Raw genomic sequence first — 14,583 nt, forward strand, 5'->3', positions numbered from 1 at the left:
GCGCTGCGCGACGCGATCTACGCCGCGCTGCACGAGGGGCGCGTCCACCGCTGGGCCTCCGGGCGGCCGCCCTCGGGCGGCGGCCCGGAGGCTCGCTCGGTCAGTTGCAGGCGGGGATCAGTTGCAGGCGGGGAACTGAGCGCTCGCGGGCTGTCCCCCGGCCTTGAGCTCGAGCATCGCTTCCACGGTGGAGCCGTTGATGTCGGTGGCGCGGACATGGTACGGCGCATTCCCCATGTTCCCGTCGCCGACGACGAAATAGTTGTACGACTGCCGCGTGGCCGTCTGCCACGTGCCGTTGATCTCCACCTCGACCTTCTCGATCGGGTGCGCGTGCCCCTCGACGAGGATCTCGTTCCAGTACTTGTTGGTCGCGTCCTTGAGGCGGAAGGTGACGGGGCTCGTCGTCGGGCACGGGATGTACCGCCAGGAGATCTTCCCCGCCGCGCCGCCGTTGGTGGTCCCGAGATACCCCTCGCGCTCTTCGCCGATCTGGAGAAAGGCGTTCTTGCTGAGATCGATGTGGCCCCTCACGCACTTCGGGTTCGTGGCGATCGGACACTGGTCCACGACCATGGCCTGCACCTTGCGGCGGCCGTCGTCGCGGGAGACCTCCACGCACGCGCCGCACATCCCCGCGCTGTTGTAATCCTCGGTGTTCATGGCGGCGAAGTACTGGCCTCCGCCGAACGGCACGTGCGCGACGACGTCCGGGTTCCGCCCCGTGATCTGGTAGCTGCAGTTCACCTCGGCCGAGCCCATGTCGAGCGTGTAGAAGGTGATCGAGCCGTTCGCGTGGTCCGCGGGATAATCGCAGCTCACCGACGCGCCGCCCGCGCCCGTGGTGGTGGTGGTGGCGGCGGTCGTGTTGCTAGGATCGCCGCTGCTCGTCGAGGTGGTGCCTGTCGTCGTGGAGCTGCCCGGGCCAGCGCCGGTGCCCGTCGTCGCGCCGCTCGCGCCCCCTGCGCCGGCCGCGCCCGCGCCGCCCTCCCCGCCGGTGGCGGTCGAGGTGCTCTCCGTACCGCCGGCGTCGCCATTGCCGTCGTCGCCGCAGCCCGCTACGCCGAGCGCGATCAGCGACAGGAGTGGCCATAAAATGCCCGTGGGCACGTAATCCAGCTTCATCTCGGCTCCTTAAGATTTATGATAGGGGTGGATATCCGCGAATCGACGCGACTGGATTACGCCAGGAGGGCCAACCGCGCAACAGCGCGTCGGCGCGTCAAACGCAGCAGAGGGCTTCAGGGCCCGAGGGCGCGCTGCTCGATGAATGTGCCGGAGGCCGTCGTGTACGCGATCCACAGCGAGCCGTCGCGATCCGCCTCGATCGCGACGTGCTTGAACGATTTGCCCTCCACCGCGAGGCAGCGCGGCTGAAACCGCCCTTCGGCGTCGAGCTGACCGAGCTCGAGCGCGTGCGGCGACCCGGGCTCGCGCGCGACGGGCCGGACCCGGGCCACGTGGATCGGCGAGACGCCCTGCGTGGCCGCGATCGGCGCGGGGCTCAGCCCGTTGGGGTAGAGCGACCAGACCGCCGGCATGTCGTCGCGCGGCGCCTGGTCGATGCGGATCGCCGCCATGCCGAACGCCGACATGTCCTTGGACGCCGGGAGGAGCACGAAGGCCGGCCCGTCGACGCCGATCGCGAGCGCGCCGTTCAACCGCGACTCGCCCGCGTCGCCGACGAAGAGCACCGCGTCGGGCCCGAGCTCGAGCTTGCCCTCCGGCGTGACGCCCACCGTGCGGGCGTGCACCGGGGTCAGCGCCGAGCGCGCGTCGATGTACATCGCGAGCGCGCCGCCCTTCCACGGCGACAGCGCGACGAAGGTGGCGCCGCTGCCCTCCTCGGAGAGCGGCACGGCGGGCTTGTCGTCGAGCACCGCGAAGGCCTGGGTCACGGCGCCCTCGCTCGTCTTCCGGTCGGAGAGAAAGGCGAGGAGCGTGTGCCCTCCGGGCAGCGGGACGGCGGAGATCCCGGTGCCGCGGCGGCCGGCGCCGATCGGCGGCCCCTCGCCTCCCCAGAGCGGTGTCCTCCGGATGGTGCCGCCGTGATCCATGCAGAACACGAACCGCGAGGCCACCTCGCACGCCGGCCAGGAGGCGCGCGCCGGCTCTCCGCCGGCGGCGCCGGCGTCGGGCGCGGCGTCGCGGGGCGGCGAGCCCGGGGCGGCGAGCCCGCTGGACGCCGGCACGGCGAGCGGGCCGAGGGCCGGCGCGACGTGTTGCGCCACGCCGTCGCGGTTGAAGATGACGCGGAAGTCCGCGCGGGCCGCCTCGTCCGGGGTCCAGAGCAGCGCCGGCCCGCGGAGCGAGAGCGAGAGGGGCCCCCGCCGGAGCTTGCAGCCCGCGCCGGGGGCTGCGGCTGCCGCTGCTGCGTCCGGTGCTGCTGCGTCCGGCGCTGCGGCGTCAGGGGCTGCGGCGTCCGGCGGTGCGCCGTCGGGTACCGCCGCATCCGCCACCCCTGCGTCATCCGCCACCCCTGCGTCCAGGGGCAGCGCGCTCGCCGCGCTCGCGGTGGGTCCAACGGACGGCGACGGCGCGGCAGCCCCCGCGTCCGGCGCCGACCCGGCGCCCGGCGCATCCGAGCCGCCACGGCAGGCGGTGAGCGCTAACACGACCACGCACGCACGCAGGGACGGGTAGCTCATCGCCGCAGGCCGACGCCGGGCAGGGCCAGGATGTTCCCCGGACGCATGCGGGAGCTATCGGGCGGAGCGCAGGTAGCGTCAACCCGGGAAACATCGCCGGAACCGTGGCCCCGGGGCGCGCGGCGCCAGCTCCGGGTCGAGAGATCTGCGGTAAGGTGCCATGTCGAGGAGCAGCGCATGGGTGTAGGGTATCAGCTGGTAAACTGGAGCCGGAGAGAGCGAGTAAGCTTCGCTCACCTACCCGTAAACACTCGCAGAGAAATCTGCGGCAATCCCGTATCCGCATCGATCGTGGCTTGGTACTTGGCCGCTCACCAAGGCGACGAAGTGCAATTCGTTCCCGATCAGGGAGCGTGGCCGTTCCCCCACGGCTCGCTCGAGGAGGCTCTCACGTACACAGACGTCATGGATCTTGTCATTCAAGAGCTAATCGACGCTGAGATGCTCAGGGATGATGGGATCGAATGGGCGGACGCGGACGAGCCGAGCTCGGTTTACATCCGAGCACTCAAGAACATCTGGATGGATTGAGAAACACAACAGCACCCAGCCTGTCTCTCGGCCAGGCGGGGTCGTCAGCGCTGCGTCTCGCTGACCGGACGCTCGGGGCCGGGCCGCCCCTCCGCCAGCGTGTCCCCGAGGCGCTCCTGCGTCAGCCCCCGGCTGCTCGACAGCTTTGTCTCTGCGTGCGGCTCGTCCGATCGGGCGACCGACCCCGCCTGCGCCGTCGCGGGGTGCGCCTCGCTCAGGGGGTGACGGCTGCCGGGCCTCCCCGTGGCGAGCGTCGAGCCATGACCGACCTCCGGCGGCGCCGGTGCGTGCACCGGCCGCGGCGGGGGCGCTCCGGCCGCGCGCGGCGTGAACAGGTCCGCCCAGTCCGGCAGGTGTCGCTGGAGCCTCAGGCGCTCGGCCTCGGGCAGCGCCTCCGCGATCACCTGGCACACGGCCTGGGCGTGCTCCATGCCGAAGCCGCGCGGCGCGCCCTCCCGACGGGCAACCCGGTCGTAGAGCTCATCGCGATCGAAATCGCCCTGATACGCCGCGCCGCGCACCGCGGCGGCGACCGGCCCCGGCAGCCCGCCCGCGACCGCGGCCGCCTCGCGCTCCAGCAGCCTCTCGCCCAGCGTCCGCGCGGTCGCCGCGATCGCGCGCTCGGCCTCGTCACGGCCCTCGAAGCCGGCGCGGCGCTGCACCTCCTCGACGAAGCGCTCGTAGTCCATGATGCACCTCCCTCCTGGCGTGATCTAGCGATGCCCATGCCACGGCGGGACCGGTCCCCCGACGCGAGCCCGGGAGGGGCGACGGCGAGCTGAGCACGCGCCGAACATCCACATCAGCTCGCTGGCACTCCGGCTCGGGAGCGGGAACCTAGAGCGCGAACGGCACGTCGATCCGCAGGATCTCGCGCTCGGACGCCTTCACCGGACGCGGCCGGGCCTACTGCTCGAGCACCGTGATCGACCGGTCCCAGTACGACGCGACCACGGCCCGCGCGCCGTCCTTCGAGACCGCCACCGCGCACGCGCCCTTGCCGGTGGGCAGCGACGCGACGACCCTCGGCGGATCGCCCGCGATGACCGCGACGCCGCTGCCGGACGGCGGCCACTGGGTCCCGCCGAGCGCCACGAAGAGCGTCTTCCGATCCGGCGACGTCACCCCCGTCCGCGGGACCCCGCTGAGCGGCAGCGTGCTCTTCACCGTCATCGTCGAGAGGTCGATGACGCTCGCGGTCCGCGCGTCGGCGTTGAGCGTGATGCCGTACCGATCCTCGTGGAGCAGGAAGCCCGCCGTCGGACCGACGCCGACGGGCGCCTTCCGCGTCTCGGTCACCCCGGCGACGCTCAGCAGGATCGCCGTGTTGGACAGCCGATCCGGGAAGAACACGGCGCCCCCGTCCAGCGTGATGTCGCCCTCGCGCGGCTCGCGCCCGACCGCGATGCTCCGCCGCGTGGCGCCGAACGGCGACTCGCTCGGGTCGAACAGGTCGATCCAGGCGCCCGCCGGGCGGCCGGCGTGCGTCAGCGCGCCGAGCGCCGCGATGTAGGGGCGCCCCTCGGCCTGCACGAGGAACAGCTGCCCCGTCGCGTGCGGGAGCGTGATGTTCGCGAGCCGCACCCCCGTCGGCAGCTCGAACTTCGTCACCCGCTTCGTGTCCGTCGTCGCCGCGACCACCGTCCGGCCATCCGGGAGCGCCACGATGTCGCCCGGCGTCCGGCCGACGTCGAGCAGCACCGGATCGCGGTCCCACGCCGTCGTGTCCATCACCGGGATCCGCGCGGCGTCCTCGTGCCGCAGCACCGCGACGTAGCGATCGAACAGGAGCCGGATGTGATCGCCCTGCGCCGGCACCGACGCCTTGTGGATGATCTCGCCGCTCTCCAGCGTGTACTCGCGCAGCGACGCGTCGTCGGCGCTGACGTAGATCGACGTGCCGCTCGGGTTGAAGACGACGTCGAGCGGGTGCACGTCCCCGATCCGGAAATCGCGGGCGCGCCAGCGGCCCTTCGACTCGGGGGGCGGCGGCGGGGGCTCGGGATCCGGGCCGAACGCCGCGGGGTTCGGCGCGTCGTCGGGCGCGCTGACCGAGGCGTCGCCGTCCGGCTCGAGCGCGGTCAGCGGCGGGGCCTCGCCCACGGGCGACTTCAGGCTCGTGATCGTGGCGATGATCACGGCCGCGACGCCGCTCGCCACCGACACCGCGGCCCGCGCCAGGCGCGGCTCGCGGCCGGAGAGCGAGGCGGCAGACCCGCGGTGACGCTCGCCGAGCCACGCCTTGCAGGCGCGGCACTTGCGCGCCCCCTCGACGATCCGGGCGCCGCAGCTCGGGCACGGGACGCGGCGCTCGCTCATTGCAGCACCCACGCGACCTTGGCGCGGTCGCCGAGCGCGAGCGCCGAGCCGCCGTCCGGGGCGAGCCGGATCCGCGTCGGCTCGCCGCCGAGCGGGTGGACCTTCGCCGCGTACGTCTTCAGATCGATCAGCGCCACCGAGCCCGCCCCGTCGCCGCTCAGCGCCACCACCGCCTGCGCCCCGTCCGGTGCGACCGCCATGTCGAGGGCGCGGCCGGGGAACGTGACGGCGCGGAGGAGCTCGCGCTTCGAGAGGTCGAAGACCTGGATCGCGCGCCCCTCGTTGCACCGCACGACGGCGCGCCGGTCGCTCCGGACGAGCTCGATCTGCTCCGGCTCGCGGCACGTCGTGATGCGCGCCTCCTGCCGCACCGCGCCCGACGGGAGCCAGGTGAGCGGCACCAGCGTGTTCTCGGCCCGGAGGGCGACGAACCCCACGGAGCCGTCCGGGCTCATCAGCGCGCTGGCCGGGTTGCCCACCATCGAGGTGCGCACGCGATCCTGCTCCGAGCCGAGCCGGCTCGGGTCGAACGGATAGGCGACACCCCCCGACGGCTCGCGCTGGCCGGGCAGCGGGAGCTGGCCCGTCGTCGTGATCGCCCGGGAGCCGCTGTCGTCGACGGCCACCGGGCGCACCGGGTCGTCGCCGAACTGGATGCGCTCGATTTCGGCGTGGTACTCGGTCGCGAGGATCGCCACGGCGTGCGCCTCGGGCAGCGAGGCGAGCACGCGCCGGCCCGAGGCGCCGACCTGGATGTCGCCCACGGCCTCCCCGAGCTCGATCGTCTTGAGCAGCCGCGTCGTGGCGGCGTCGATCACGTAGATGCGCGACGGCGAGGTCGCGTAGACGACCTCGCCCACGCGGTGGAGGCGCCGCACGTTGGGCGCCTCGGTGACGAGGCTCAGCGCCTCGCCGGTCCGGGAGCTGCGCACCTCCAGGCCGGAGGACAGCGCGACCGCGAAGCGATCCCGGTCGAGCGGGAGCGCGTCGAACGCGTCCTTGGGCAGCGAGAAGGGCCCGGCGACCGAGGGCGCGTCGACGAGGTGGCCGACGTTGTTGGGGCGCTGCCAGACGCAGCGGCCGAGCTGGCACGACTCGCCGCTCCAGCACGGCGCCCCGCACACGGGGGCCGGCGGAGGGACCGCCGACGCGGCCCGGGACGGCGCGAACCGGTGGGGCGCCAGGTAGCGCAGGGCGCCGCCGGTGCTGATGAGCCCGAGGATGGCGCCGATCGTGACGAGCGGGCGCCAGTGGAGGGAGAGCCAGCTCGCGTCCGGGGGGGCGTCGGGGACCGAGGGGGCGCGCACCGGCCGCTTCGACCCGTCGGTCGGCTCCCCGCATTCGGGGCAGAGGGCGACCCCGGCGGCGATGCGCTCCAGGCAGACGGGGCAGCTCGCTTCATCGGCGGTGGGCGCGGCGGGCGACCGGCGCGACGGCGGCTCCGGCTCCGACCACTGCGCGGGCAGCGGGGTCGCCTCGGCGGCGTGGCGGGCCTCCCGCGCGTCCGCGGCGCTGGAGGCGGGCTCGATATCGCTCCGCGTCTCGTGGTCCACTGCGCACCTGCGTCTTTGTCCGTGACGAGCGGTCCCCGCGTACTCCGAGCGTGCCCGGATGTCGAGCCCCTCGTCGCAGCGCAGCGGACAAGGGACGCGGCGACGTCGCGAGCCGCGAGCCGCGAAGAAAATGACGCACGGAGAAATCGCGCTGCTATCGGGAAGGCGCGCGGCCGGGCGAGCGTTACCGGCGGATCAGGCGAGCGTGGCTGTGGCCGCCAGCTCAGGAGTCGGCCGGCGGCCGCTGGATCGCCGCGACATCGGTGTAGTCGGATTGCCCGACGGGCTCGCGCCCGTCCTTCGGCGCGGACGGTGAAATGCCGGCGGGCCGGTCCGCATACGCCTCATCGCCCGGCTCCGCGTCGTCGTCGGGGGGCTCGGCCGGCGGATCGAGCCCGGGGCCGTGCCCGATGTCCTCCGGCGGCGCGCCGAGCGCGGCGTGACCTTCTGCCCCGGTCTGCGCGGCCGTCCGCTCCGCGGCGTCACGTCGTTGATCGATCATCATCGCTTCCTCCTTCCGCATTCCGCGTCTCGTGCTCCGCAAGCAATCCTGGATCCAGGCTCGCGCCGCTGCCTGCGGGTGAAGCGCGCCCGCAGCGCCGGGCACAGCCGTCGATGCGGTCGAGGCCGGCCCGCGAGGAGCTCGGGAGCGCGGGCGCCGCGCGGCTCGCGCCGACGGCCGGCGCGCAGCGAGCGCTCGCCCCCTTGGCGGCTCGCCGGGAGGCGCCGCGCGGTCCAACACCGGTACTCGCGATGGAGAAGAAGTTTATTGTATGAGTTCAAACAATCTCGCCCCTCGGATCGCGCGGCCTCTGGCCCTGAGCGTCCGGCGAGCGGCAATGATAGAAAATACCAGCCTCAGCAAATCCAGAGCGCGTCTAGCGTGTGCGATTCCATCGGATGACGCACAACGTCACCGCACATGCGTGGCGGCCTCATGCTATTTTACCGTCAGGGCTTCGGGACGGCATCTTAACGCGAGGTTAACGATGAGGAAGACAGCGGTTGGCTTGGCAGCGCTTGCGCTTGTGGGCTTGTTGGGTGGGTGCAGCGCGACGACGAATGAGGGCAGGCCCAGCGGCGGCAACACGTCCTCGAACGGCCCTGGCGGCCCGGGAGGGCCTGGGCCCGCGGGGACCGGGGGATACGATGAGAGCTTCGGCTCGGTCAATCCCAGCGGCGGCGTCGGCGGCGGCGGCGAGATGCCCGGCGGGAACCAGCAGACCGGCGAGTCGTGCGACGGCAGGTTCACCGGCCGGGTGCGCGATTTCAAGGAGGAGCACCCCGACATGGAGCCGCAGGACTCCGGCAAGTGTGTCGGCTGCGACGACCATGAGATCGTCACCGACACCCTCGGACCGGACCTGAAGCCCGTCTACGCCGGCGGGGCGGAGGGCACGAGGAGCACGACCGGCAAGGAGGCCTTCGATCAGTGGTTCCGCGACATCGAAGGCGTGAACATGCCGATGAACCTCACGCTGCAGTTCGAGGACCCCGACAACGACGGCGTGTGGACGTACAGCGACCAGGAGTTCTTCCCGATCGACAACGCGCTGTTCGGCAACGAGGGGCGGTCGCACAACTACCACTTCACCTTCGAGATGCACATGGGCTTCGAGTACAAGGGCGGCGAGCGGTTCACGTTCGCCGGCGACGACGACGTCTTCACGTACATCAACGGCAAGAAGGTGGTCGACCTCGGCGGCGTCCACGTCGAGCAGACCAAGGTCGTCGACCTCGACGATCTCGGCCTCGAGGTCGGACAAACGTATCAGCTCGACTTCTTCTTCGCCGAGCGCCACGTGACCGACTCGCACTTCCGGATCGAAACCTCGATCGAGTTCATCAACTGCGGCGTCGAGGTCAAGTGACGCCGGGGAGCGAGCGCGATCGGCCGACGCGGCCGCTCGGCAGCTCGCCAGGTGCCGCCTAGTCCTCGCAGACGAACTGGGGGGGGAAGCTCGTTTGCACGGCGCAGTCCGAGCCGCACTCCATGTGACAGTCCATGCAATCGTCGTACGCGGCCTCGTCGGACGTGGCGACCTGGCCGACCAGGGCGTCGCACGCCGCCCTCGCCTCGTCCTCGTCGTAGCCGCCGCCGCAGCCGAGCGCGGCGCCCCCGAGCGCGCCCGCGAAGAGGACGGCGACGACCCACGAATCTGCTCTGCTCTTGCTCATGATGCTCCCTCTCACTCCGCGCAGGTGAATGTCTGGGGGCAGGCGCCCGACGGCTCGCAGTCGTCGCCGCACTCCTCGTAGCAGCTCACGCACGCGTCGTAGCTCTCGTCGGTGGCGCAGGACGGCACCGCGTCGCGCAGCTGATCACAGCGCTGCTGCGACGCCTCCGTCGAGAGCCCCCCGCAGCTGGACGCGAGCGTGACCAGCGAGAGCAGCACCGTGCCAATACCCAGCCTTCGAGCCATCGTCGCCTCCTTTCGAGCCACCCGAGCGTAACCGAAATGCCGCGGCGAGGCCCGGCTTTCCGCGCGGCGCTCAGCCCGCCGGCCGCGCCGCCGGGGCGAGCCCGTACGTCCCTGCGCCGCTCACCTGAATCCACGCGCGCGTCACCTGGATCGGGCGCCCCGCCCGCGCGACGGCGGCAGCCGCCTCCGCGAGATCGCGCGCGCACGCGGCGTGCAGGTCGTCGGTCGTCTCGTGATCCTCCGCCGAGCGGCGGATCCAGACCGCGGTCGACGGCATCGCCGCGCCCTCGTGCCTGTCCTGCCAGCGCCTGCCGACGAGGTGCGCCCGGAGGAGCTTCCTCGCGTCCGCGGGGGTATCCGGGTGAAGCTCGTAGACCATCGTCGCGATGAATGACCTCATGCGCCCGAGCCTGCCGGAGCGGCGCCGGCTCGTCCAGGCGGCGGCCGCCGCGCGGCGCACGCGCGCGCACGCCAGCCGGAGCGCCGCGCGGCGCAGCGGCGCCCGTCCCGCTCGCTCGATCGCCGGGTTGCGTTCGAACGTAAGCGAGCTTATGCCTTGACGGCCAGCGGCTCTGTCGAGCTGGCGGGGTCCCGAATGACGCTTGATGAACGCCTTGCCCCGCTCGCTTCCTCCCGCCTGGTCACGCTGGTCCTCGATCCGGAGCACCTGCGCTTTCGCTGGGCCAACGCCGCGGCGGTGCGGCTCTGGAACACCGCCAGCGTGGAGGACGCTGGCGCAGGCGTTCGCGGAGGCGGGGGCGGACCTGTCGGGGGTGGTGCTGCTGCGGAGCCTGCGGGATGGGATACGGGCGTCGGCGCGGGGGTGGAGTTAGATCGGGGACGCCGAGGCTCGTCGGGGAGAGGCCGTTCGCGCAAGAGGCCGAGACGTGAATCCCATCTTGGCGTCCATGGCGGCTTGGCGGTTGGTTTCTCGCTTGATCAACGCGATCGGTGTCCTAGCATGGCGCCGATGTCGCTCGACCACCGGCGCATCCTGCCCATCGCGGACCGGCTCCACGCGGAGCCCGGCTATGCAGGCCGGGATGTGACCATCGCCTTCCTCGACTCCGGCTTTTACGCCCACCCGGACCTCGTCACGCCGCGCAGCCGCATCCTCGCCTACCACGATCTCTTCGCCCCCGACGCGGACCTCTCCGCGCTCGAGCGCCCCGACGTCTCGTCGTGGCACGGCATGATGACCTCGGTGGTCGCCGCCGGGAACGGCGCGCTCTCGGGGGGGCGCTTCCGCGGGCTCGCCTGGGAGGCGAACGTCGTGCTGGTCAAGGTCGGCTCCGCGCACCGCATCGTCCACGACGACATCCGCAGGGGCATCGAGTGGGTGATCGCCCACCGCGAGCAGCACCGGATTCGCGTGCTCAACATCTCGTGCGGCGGCGATTACGAGGAGTCGTACCTGACCGGCGGCCTGTCGCGCGCGGCCGACGACGCGACCCGCCACGGCATCGTGGTCGTGGCGGCCGCGGGCAACGCCGGGCACGACGCCGCGCACAACGTCCTTCCGCCGGCCAGCGCGCCGAGCGTCATCGCGGTCGGGGGTCTCGACGACGGCGGCGCCGGGGAGCAGACGTGGCATTACCACTCGTCGTACGGGCTCACCCTCGACGGGCTGCAGAAGCCCGAGATCATCGCCCCGGCGATCTGGCTGGCGGCGCCCATCCTGCCCGGGACGCCGACCGCGGCGCAGGCGCAGCTCCTGTCGCTGCTCGACGGCGCGCGGGACGAGGAGCTGCCCGGGCTGCTCGTCGAGCACGCGAGCGTCGATCCGGACCTCGACGCCGTCGCCGGGCGCGAGCCGTACCTCGTGCGGCAGCTCGCGGCCGCCAAGCTGCGCGACCAGAAGGTGCTCTCCGGCCACTACAAGCACGTGGACGGGACGAGCTTCGCCGCGCCGATCGTGAGCAGCGTCGTGGCGCAGATGCTGGAGGCGAACCCGCGCCTCTCCCCGCAGCAGTGCCGGCGCATCCTGATGAAGACCGCGCGCGGGCTGCCCGGCATCCCGCTCGAGCGGCAGGGCTGGGGCGTCGTGCAGCCCCGCGCGGCCGTGGCCGCGGCGCGCGCCGCCTGAGCCGGGCCCGGCGCCGAGGCTTGCCCCGCCCGGGCCGCCCTCACCGCGGCACGGGGAGCGCCTTCTCGGCCCACTGCGGGATGTGGTTCCCCGTCGGATCCGCCATGTCGTCGTTCTGCTGGGGCATCCAGACCGGCGCGAAGCTCGGGTCGCCCTCGACCGCCCCGCCCGGCGCGAGCGTCACGGCCGCGAACCAGAGCTGCGGCTTTGTCGTGCCGTCGGTCGACCCGGGCAGGCGCAGGCCGTAAGGGCGCCGCGACGAGAACGCGACCCAGTAGATGTTCCTGCCGCGGTAGATGTCGTGGCCCGGCCCGAAGCGGGGCCACGAGCTCGCCCAGGTGTCGTCGCCGTTCGCCCGCGCGAGGTCGACCGGCGCGCCCCCCTCGACCGGGATCAGCTGGAGCCGCGCGGAGTTGTCGTCATAGGCGTCGCACGGGTCGTTGCCGGCAGCCCCGTTGCCCGGAGGCCCGTCGCAGCTCGACGTGTTGAACACCACCCAGGCGCCGTCATCGGAGATGGCGGGGTAGTAATGGGTCCGGCCCTGCTCGCGCGGCACGAGCACGCGCGGCGCGTCGAACTCGCCCTCCCCGTCCGAGGCGGCGATCAGGATCTGCGCGCCCCTCACCGTGTCGCCGTAGAGCTCGGGGCCCGCGCCGTTCTCCCCCGGCCGCCACGCGACGAACGCGAGGTGCTTGCCGTCCGGCGACCAGAACGGCTGCGTCAGCCGCTCGCCCACCTCGCCGAACAGGTCGCCGAACGCCTCGAGCGTCTCGTTGGCGCGGCGGAGCGTGAGCGCGCCGCGGAAGGCGTTGACCATGAGCTCGCCGTCCGGCGAGAAGGTGGTCATCGTCGCGAACCCGTCCGGGTCGGTGTTGCGAAGCGCGATGATGTCCGCGGTCGCGACGTCCACCAGCGCGAACGAGGACGGGCCGCTGCCGCCGAACGTGAGCGCCATCTTGTCGCCGGCCTGCGCGAGGGCGTGGCACCCCATGCACGGCATCTCCTGCCCGTTCGCCAGCGGCGGCGACTGCTCGTTCTCCCAGAACAGCTCGGGCGGGCTCGCCGCGTCGTCGAGATCGTAGCGGTAGATGGCGGCCGACTGGAGCGAGGTGCCGTCGGTGCGCCAGTAGTACAGGCCGCCCGAGAGCGCCGCGCTCGCCCACCGGACGTCGATCGCCGCGCTCACCCCGAGCTCGCTCCCGTCCTCCGCGGCGAGGCGGACGCGCGTCTCCATCGCCTCGCCCTCGCTCGTGCGCACGAGCATCGGGACCATCTCCGCCGGCAGCGCCATCGCGCACCCGCCCGTGTCCGCGATCGGCTCGCAGGCGCCGATGATGCGTAAGTTGATGAAATCACCGAATATTTCTATCCGTCCGACGCGCTGCCCGGCGCTGCCCTTGCTGAGCTGGAGCTCGACCGTGCCGATGTTGGAGGGGAAGAGCGCGCCGTCGAGGGGGTAGGCGATCGCGGGGGCGTTCGCCGCCTCCGGGATGCCGCCGAGCGCGGCGCTCGCCCCAGGGGGAGCGCCCGGCAGCGCGACCTCGCCGGCGAGCTTCACGGTGACGTCGGCGCTCGCCCTGAGGGAGCCGTCCGCGGCGGTCACCCGGACGCGGCCGGGGGAGCTGGTCGTGAGCTGGCCTTCGTTCACGTGGGCGAAGAGGTCGTCGGCGGCCCAGGTCACCAGCGCGGTGACGTCGCGCTCGGCGCCGTCCTGGAAGCGGCCGACGGCCCTGAGCTGCGCCGAAGCGGTCTTGCGGTAGGCGAGCTCGACCGAGGTGGCGCCCGGCTCGACGCGCAGCGCGACGAGCCCCTCCACCGCGCCGCTGCTCGAGGAGCCGCCGCCGCCCTGCGCGCCGCTCGCCGACGGGCCGCCGCCCGGCGCGCCGCTCGCCGACGCGCCGTCGCCCGAGGAGCACGCCGCCCCGGACGCCGCGATCGCCGTCGCGACGGCGAGGAGGAGCGTCGCTCGATGCCCCGTGCGCGAGCCTGCCCTCGCGGAAAACGCGCGCGATCTCATGGTCCGATCTCCAGGTTGAGCATCGATCGGGCAGGCTACCATGCCCGGCTGCAGGCGCTCGCCGAGCCCTCGAGCACGGACGGTACGAGGAAGAGCCGGAGCGCCGTTCGTCCGCGTTGCATCGACGATCGCCGCGCGAGGGCGCCGGCGCGGGCGGCGATGCCCGCGCGCCGTCATCGAGCGCGCCCGCGCCGTCCTCGGGCGCGCAGGCGCCATCGCCGGCCGCGCGCGTCACCGCCGGCGGCGGGCGTCATCGCCGGCCGCGGGCCGCCATCGAGCGCGCCCGCGCGCGAGCATGACCAGGCAGACGCGGCCAACGTGGGGGAATACCTTGCGTACCCCGCCGCCGGCCGGTAGCTTCGAGGCGCCTCAAGGCTCGTTCGTCCTCGACCTCTGATCCGGCCGCCTGCTGCAACGTGGTTGCCTCTTCTGAACGTGGGGTGACGGTCGATCGTCGGGGAGCGTTTTCGCGTGCGGCCCGCGGCACGATCCGGGCCGTCCGCGAGGGAAGCGGGGATCGTGCGACGGGATTGGCGGCAGACATGAGCAAGCGGCTTTATGTGGGGAACCTGGCGTTCCATTCGACGGAAGACAACCTGCGCAACGCCTTCGAGACGGCCGGCGTCGAGGTTCTGTCGATTCAGTTGATGACGGACCGGATGACCGGGCAGTCCCGCGGGTTCGGCTTCGTCGAGGTGAGCGATGCCCAGGCGCAGGCGGCCATCAACGCGCTGCACGGCAAGGACCTCGACGGCCGCACCCTGACGGTCAACGAGGCGCGCGAGCGCACCGGCGGCCCCGGCGGCGGGGGCGGCGGCGGCGGCGGCGGCTTCCGCGGCGGCGGCGGCGGGGGCCGTGGTGGCGGCGGCGGCGGCCGCGGCGGCCGCGGCGGCGGCGGGCGCGACCGCTGGTAACCGCAGCGAGGTCGAGCCCCCCTGGCGCTGCGCCAGGGTGATCGGCGGGGGACACGAAGGCGGGAAGGCAGGAAGAAAGGTCAACGATCTTC

The 14,583-nt window shown here is 72.9% G+C and carries 14 protein-coding genes; 4 read left to right on the forward strand and 10 right to left on the reverse strand.

Going from position 1 to position 14,583, the window contains the following annotated elements:
• Positions 1-117 precede the first annotated feature (117 nt).
• Both WMF20_RS43065 and WMF20_RS43070 read right to left on the reverse strand, forming a co-directional pair.
• Positions 118-1,125, reverse strand: a complete 1,008-nt coding sequence (locus tag WMF20_RS43065) for an expansin EXLX1 family cellulose-binding protein (protein WP_437607536.1) — start codon at positions 1,123-1,125, stop codon at positions 118-120.
• Positions 1,126-1,241: 116 nt separating this feature from the next.
• The gene (locus tag WMF20_RS43070) at positions 1,242-2,459 is read right to left on the reverse strand and encodes a hypothetical protein (protein WP_437607537.1); all 1,218 of its coding nucleotides are present in this window, start codon (positions 2,457-2,459) and stop codon (positions 1,242-1,244) included.
• Positions 2,460-2,975: 516 nt separating this feature from the next.
• Between WMF20_RS43070 and WMF20_RS43075 the strand changes: the two genes are divergently transcribed.
• Positions 2,976-3,179 carry a hypothetical protein gene (locus WMF20_RS43075; RefSeq protein WP_437607539.1) on the forward strand — a complete coding sequence of 68 codons (204 nt, stop codon included), beginning with the start codon at positions 2,976-2,978 and terminating at the stop codon, positions 3,177-3,179.
• Positions 3,180-3,223: 44 nt separating this feature from the next.
• Here WMF20_RS43075 and WMF20_RS43080 read toward each other — a convergent pair whose 3' ends face one another.
• The 4 genes from WMF20_RS43080 to WMF20_RS43095 all read right to left on the reverse strand — a co-directional run bounded on the left by WMF20_RS43080 (position 3,224) and on the right by WMF20_RS43095 (position 7,556).
• Entirely contained in the window at positions 3,224-3,868 is a 645-nt protein-coding gene (locus WMF20_RS43080; protein ID WP_437607540.1) for a DUF2267 domain-containing protein, read from the reverse strand.
• A gap of 217 nt (positions 3,869-4,085) precedes the next feature.
• The gene (locus WMF20_RS43085) at positions 4,086-5,498 is read right to left on the reverse strand and encodes a YncE family protein (RefSeq protein ID WP_437607542.1); all 1,413 of its coding nucleotides are present in this window, start codon (positions 5,496-5,498) and stop codon (positions 4,086-4,088) included.
• The gene (locus tag WMF20_RS43090) at positions 5,495-7,051 is read right to left on the reverse strand and encodes a YncE family protein (protein WP_437607543.1); all 1,557 of its coding nucleotides are present in this window, start codon (positions 7,049-7,051) and stop codon (positions 5,495-5,497) included. The genes WMF20_RS43085 and WMF20_RS43090 overlap by 4 nt, the downstream gene beginning before the upstream one ends.
• A 223-nt stretch (positions 7,052-7,274) precedes the next feature.
• Positions 7,275-7,556 (reverse strand): hypothetical protein, encoded by a 282-nt coding sequence (locus WMF20_RS43095; protein WP_437607545.1) that lies wholly within the window; start codon positions 7,554-7,556, stop codon positions 7,275-7,277.
• Between the two features lie 523 nt (positions 7,557-8,079).
• Here WMF20_RS43095 and WMF20_RS43100 point away from each other — a divergent pair.
• Positions 8,080-8,922, forward strand: a complete 843-nt coding sequence (locus tag WMF20_RS43100; RefSeq protein WP_437607547.1) for a fibro-slime domain-containing protein — start codon at positions 8,080-8,082, stop codon at positions 8,920-8,922.
• Between the two features lie 58 nt (positions 8,923-8,980).
• On the opposite strand, the gene WMF20_RS43105 is transcribed toward WMF20_RS43100, so the two are convergent.
• The 3 genes from WMF20_RS43105 to WMF20_RS43115 form a co-directional block, all read right to left on the reverse strand.
• Complete coding sequence (locus WMF20_RS43105) at positions 8,981-9,229, reverse strand: hypothetical protein (protein ID WP_437607548.1); 249 nt, start codon at positions 9,227-9,229, stop codon at positions 8,981-8,983.
• An 11-nt stretch (positions 9,230-9,240) separates the two neighbouring features.
• A complete protein-coding gene (locus tag WMF20_RS43110) occupies positions 9,241-9,474 on the reverse strand; it encodes a hypothetical protein (protein ID WP_437607549.1) in 234 nt (77 codons plus the stop codon).
• A 70-nt stretch (positions 9,475-9,544) separates the two neighbouring features.
• Positions 9,545-9,874 carry a hypothetical protein gene (locus WMF20_RS43115; protein WP_437333973.1) on the reverse strand — a complete coding sequence of 110 codons (330 nt, stop codon included), beginning with the start codon at positions 9,872-9,874 and terminating at the stop codon, positions 9,545-9,547.
• 570 nt (positions 9,875-10,444) lie between these two features.
• On the opposite strand from WMF20_RS43115, the gene WMF20_RS43120 reads away from it, so the two are divergent.
• Positions 10,445-11,560 carry a S8 family serine peptidase gene (locus WMF20_RS43120; protein WP_237244624.1) on the forward strand — a complete coding sequence of 372 codons (1,116 nt, stop codon included), beginning with the start codon at positions 10,445-10,447 and terminating at the stop codon, positions 11,558-11,560.
• A gap of 40 nt (positions 11,561-11,600) precedes the next feature.
• Here WMF20_RS43120 and WMF20_RS43125 read toward each other — a convergent pair whose 3' ends face one another.
• The gene (locus tag WMF20_RS43125) at positions 11,601-13,577 is read right to left on the reverse strand and encodes a TolB family protein (RefSeq protein ID WP_437607551.1); all 1,977 of its coding nucleotides are present in this window, start codon (positions 13,575-13,577) and stop codon (positions 11,601-11,603) included.
• 440 nt (positions 13,578-14,017) lie between these two features.
• Between WMF20_RS43125 and WMF20_RS43130 the strand changes: the two genes are divergently transcribed.
• A complete protein-coding gene (locus WMF20_RS43130; RefSeq protein ID WP_437607552.1) occupies positions 14,018-14,491 on the forward strand; it encodes an RNA recognition motif domain-containing protein in 474 nt (157 codons plus the stop codon).
• The last annotated feature ends 92 nt before the right edge of the window (positions 14,492-14,583 follow it).

The organism is Sorangium sp. So ce834, from assembly GCF_051521425.1.
Classification (GTDB): Bacteria; Myxococcota_A; Polyangia; order Polyangiales; family Polyangiaceae; genus Sorangium; species Sorangium cellulosum_D.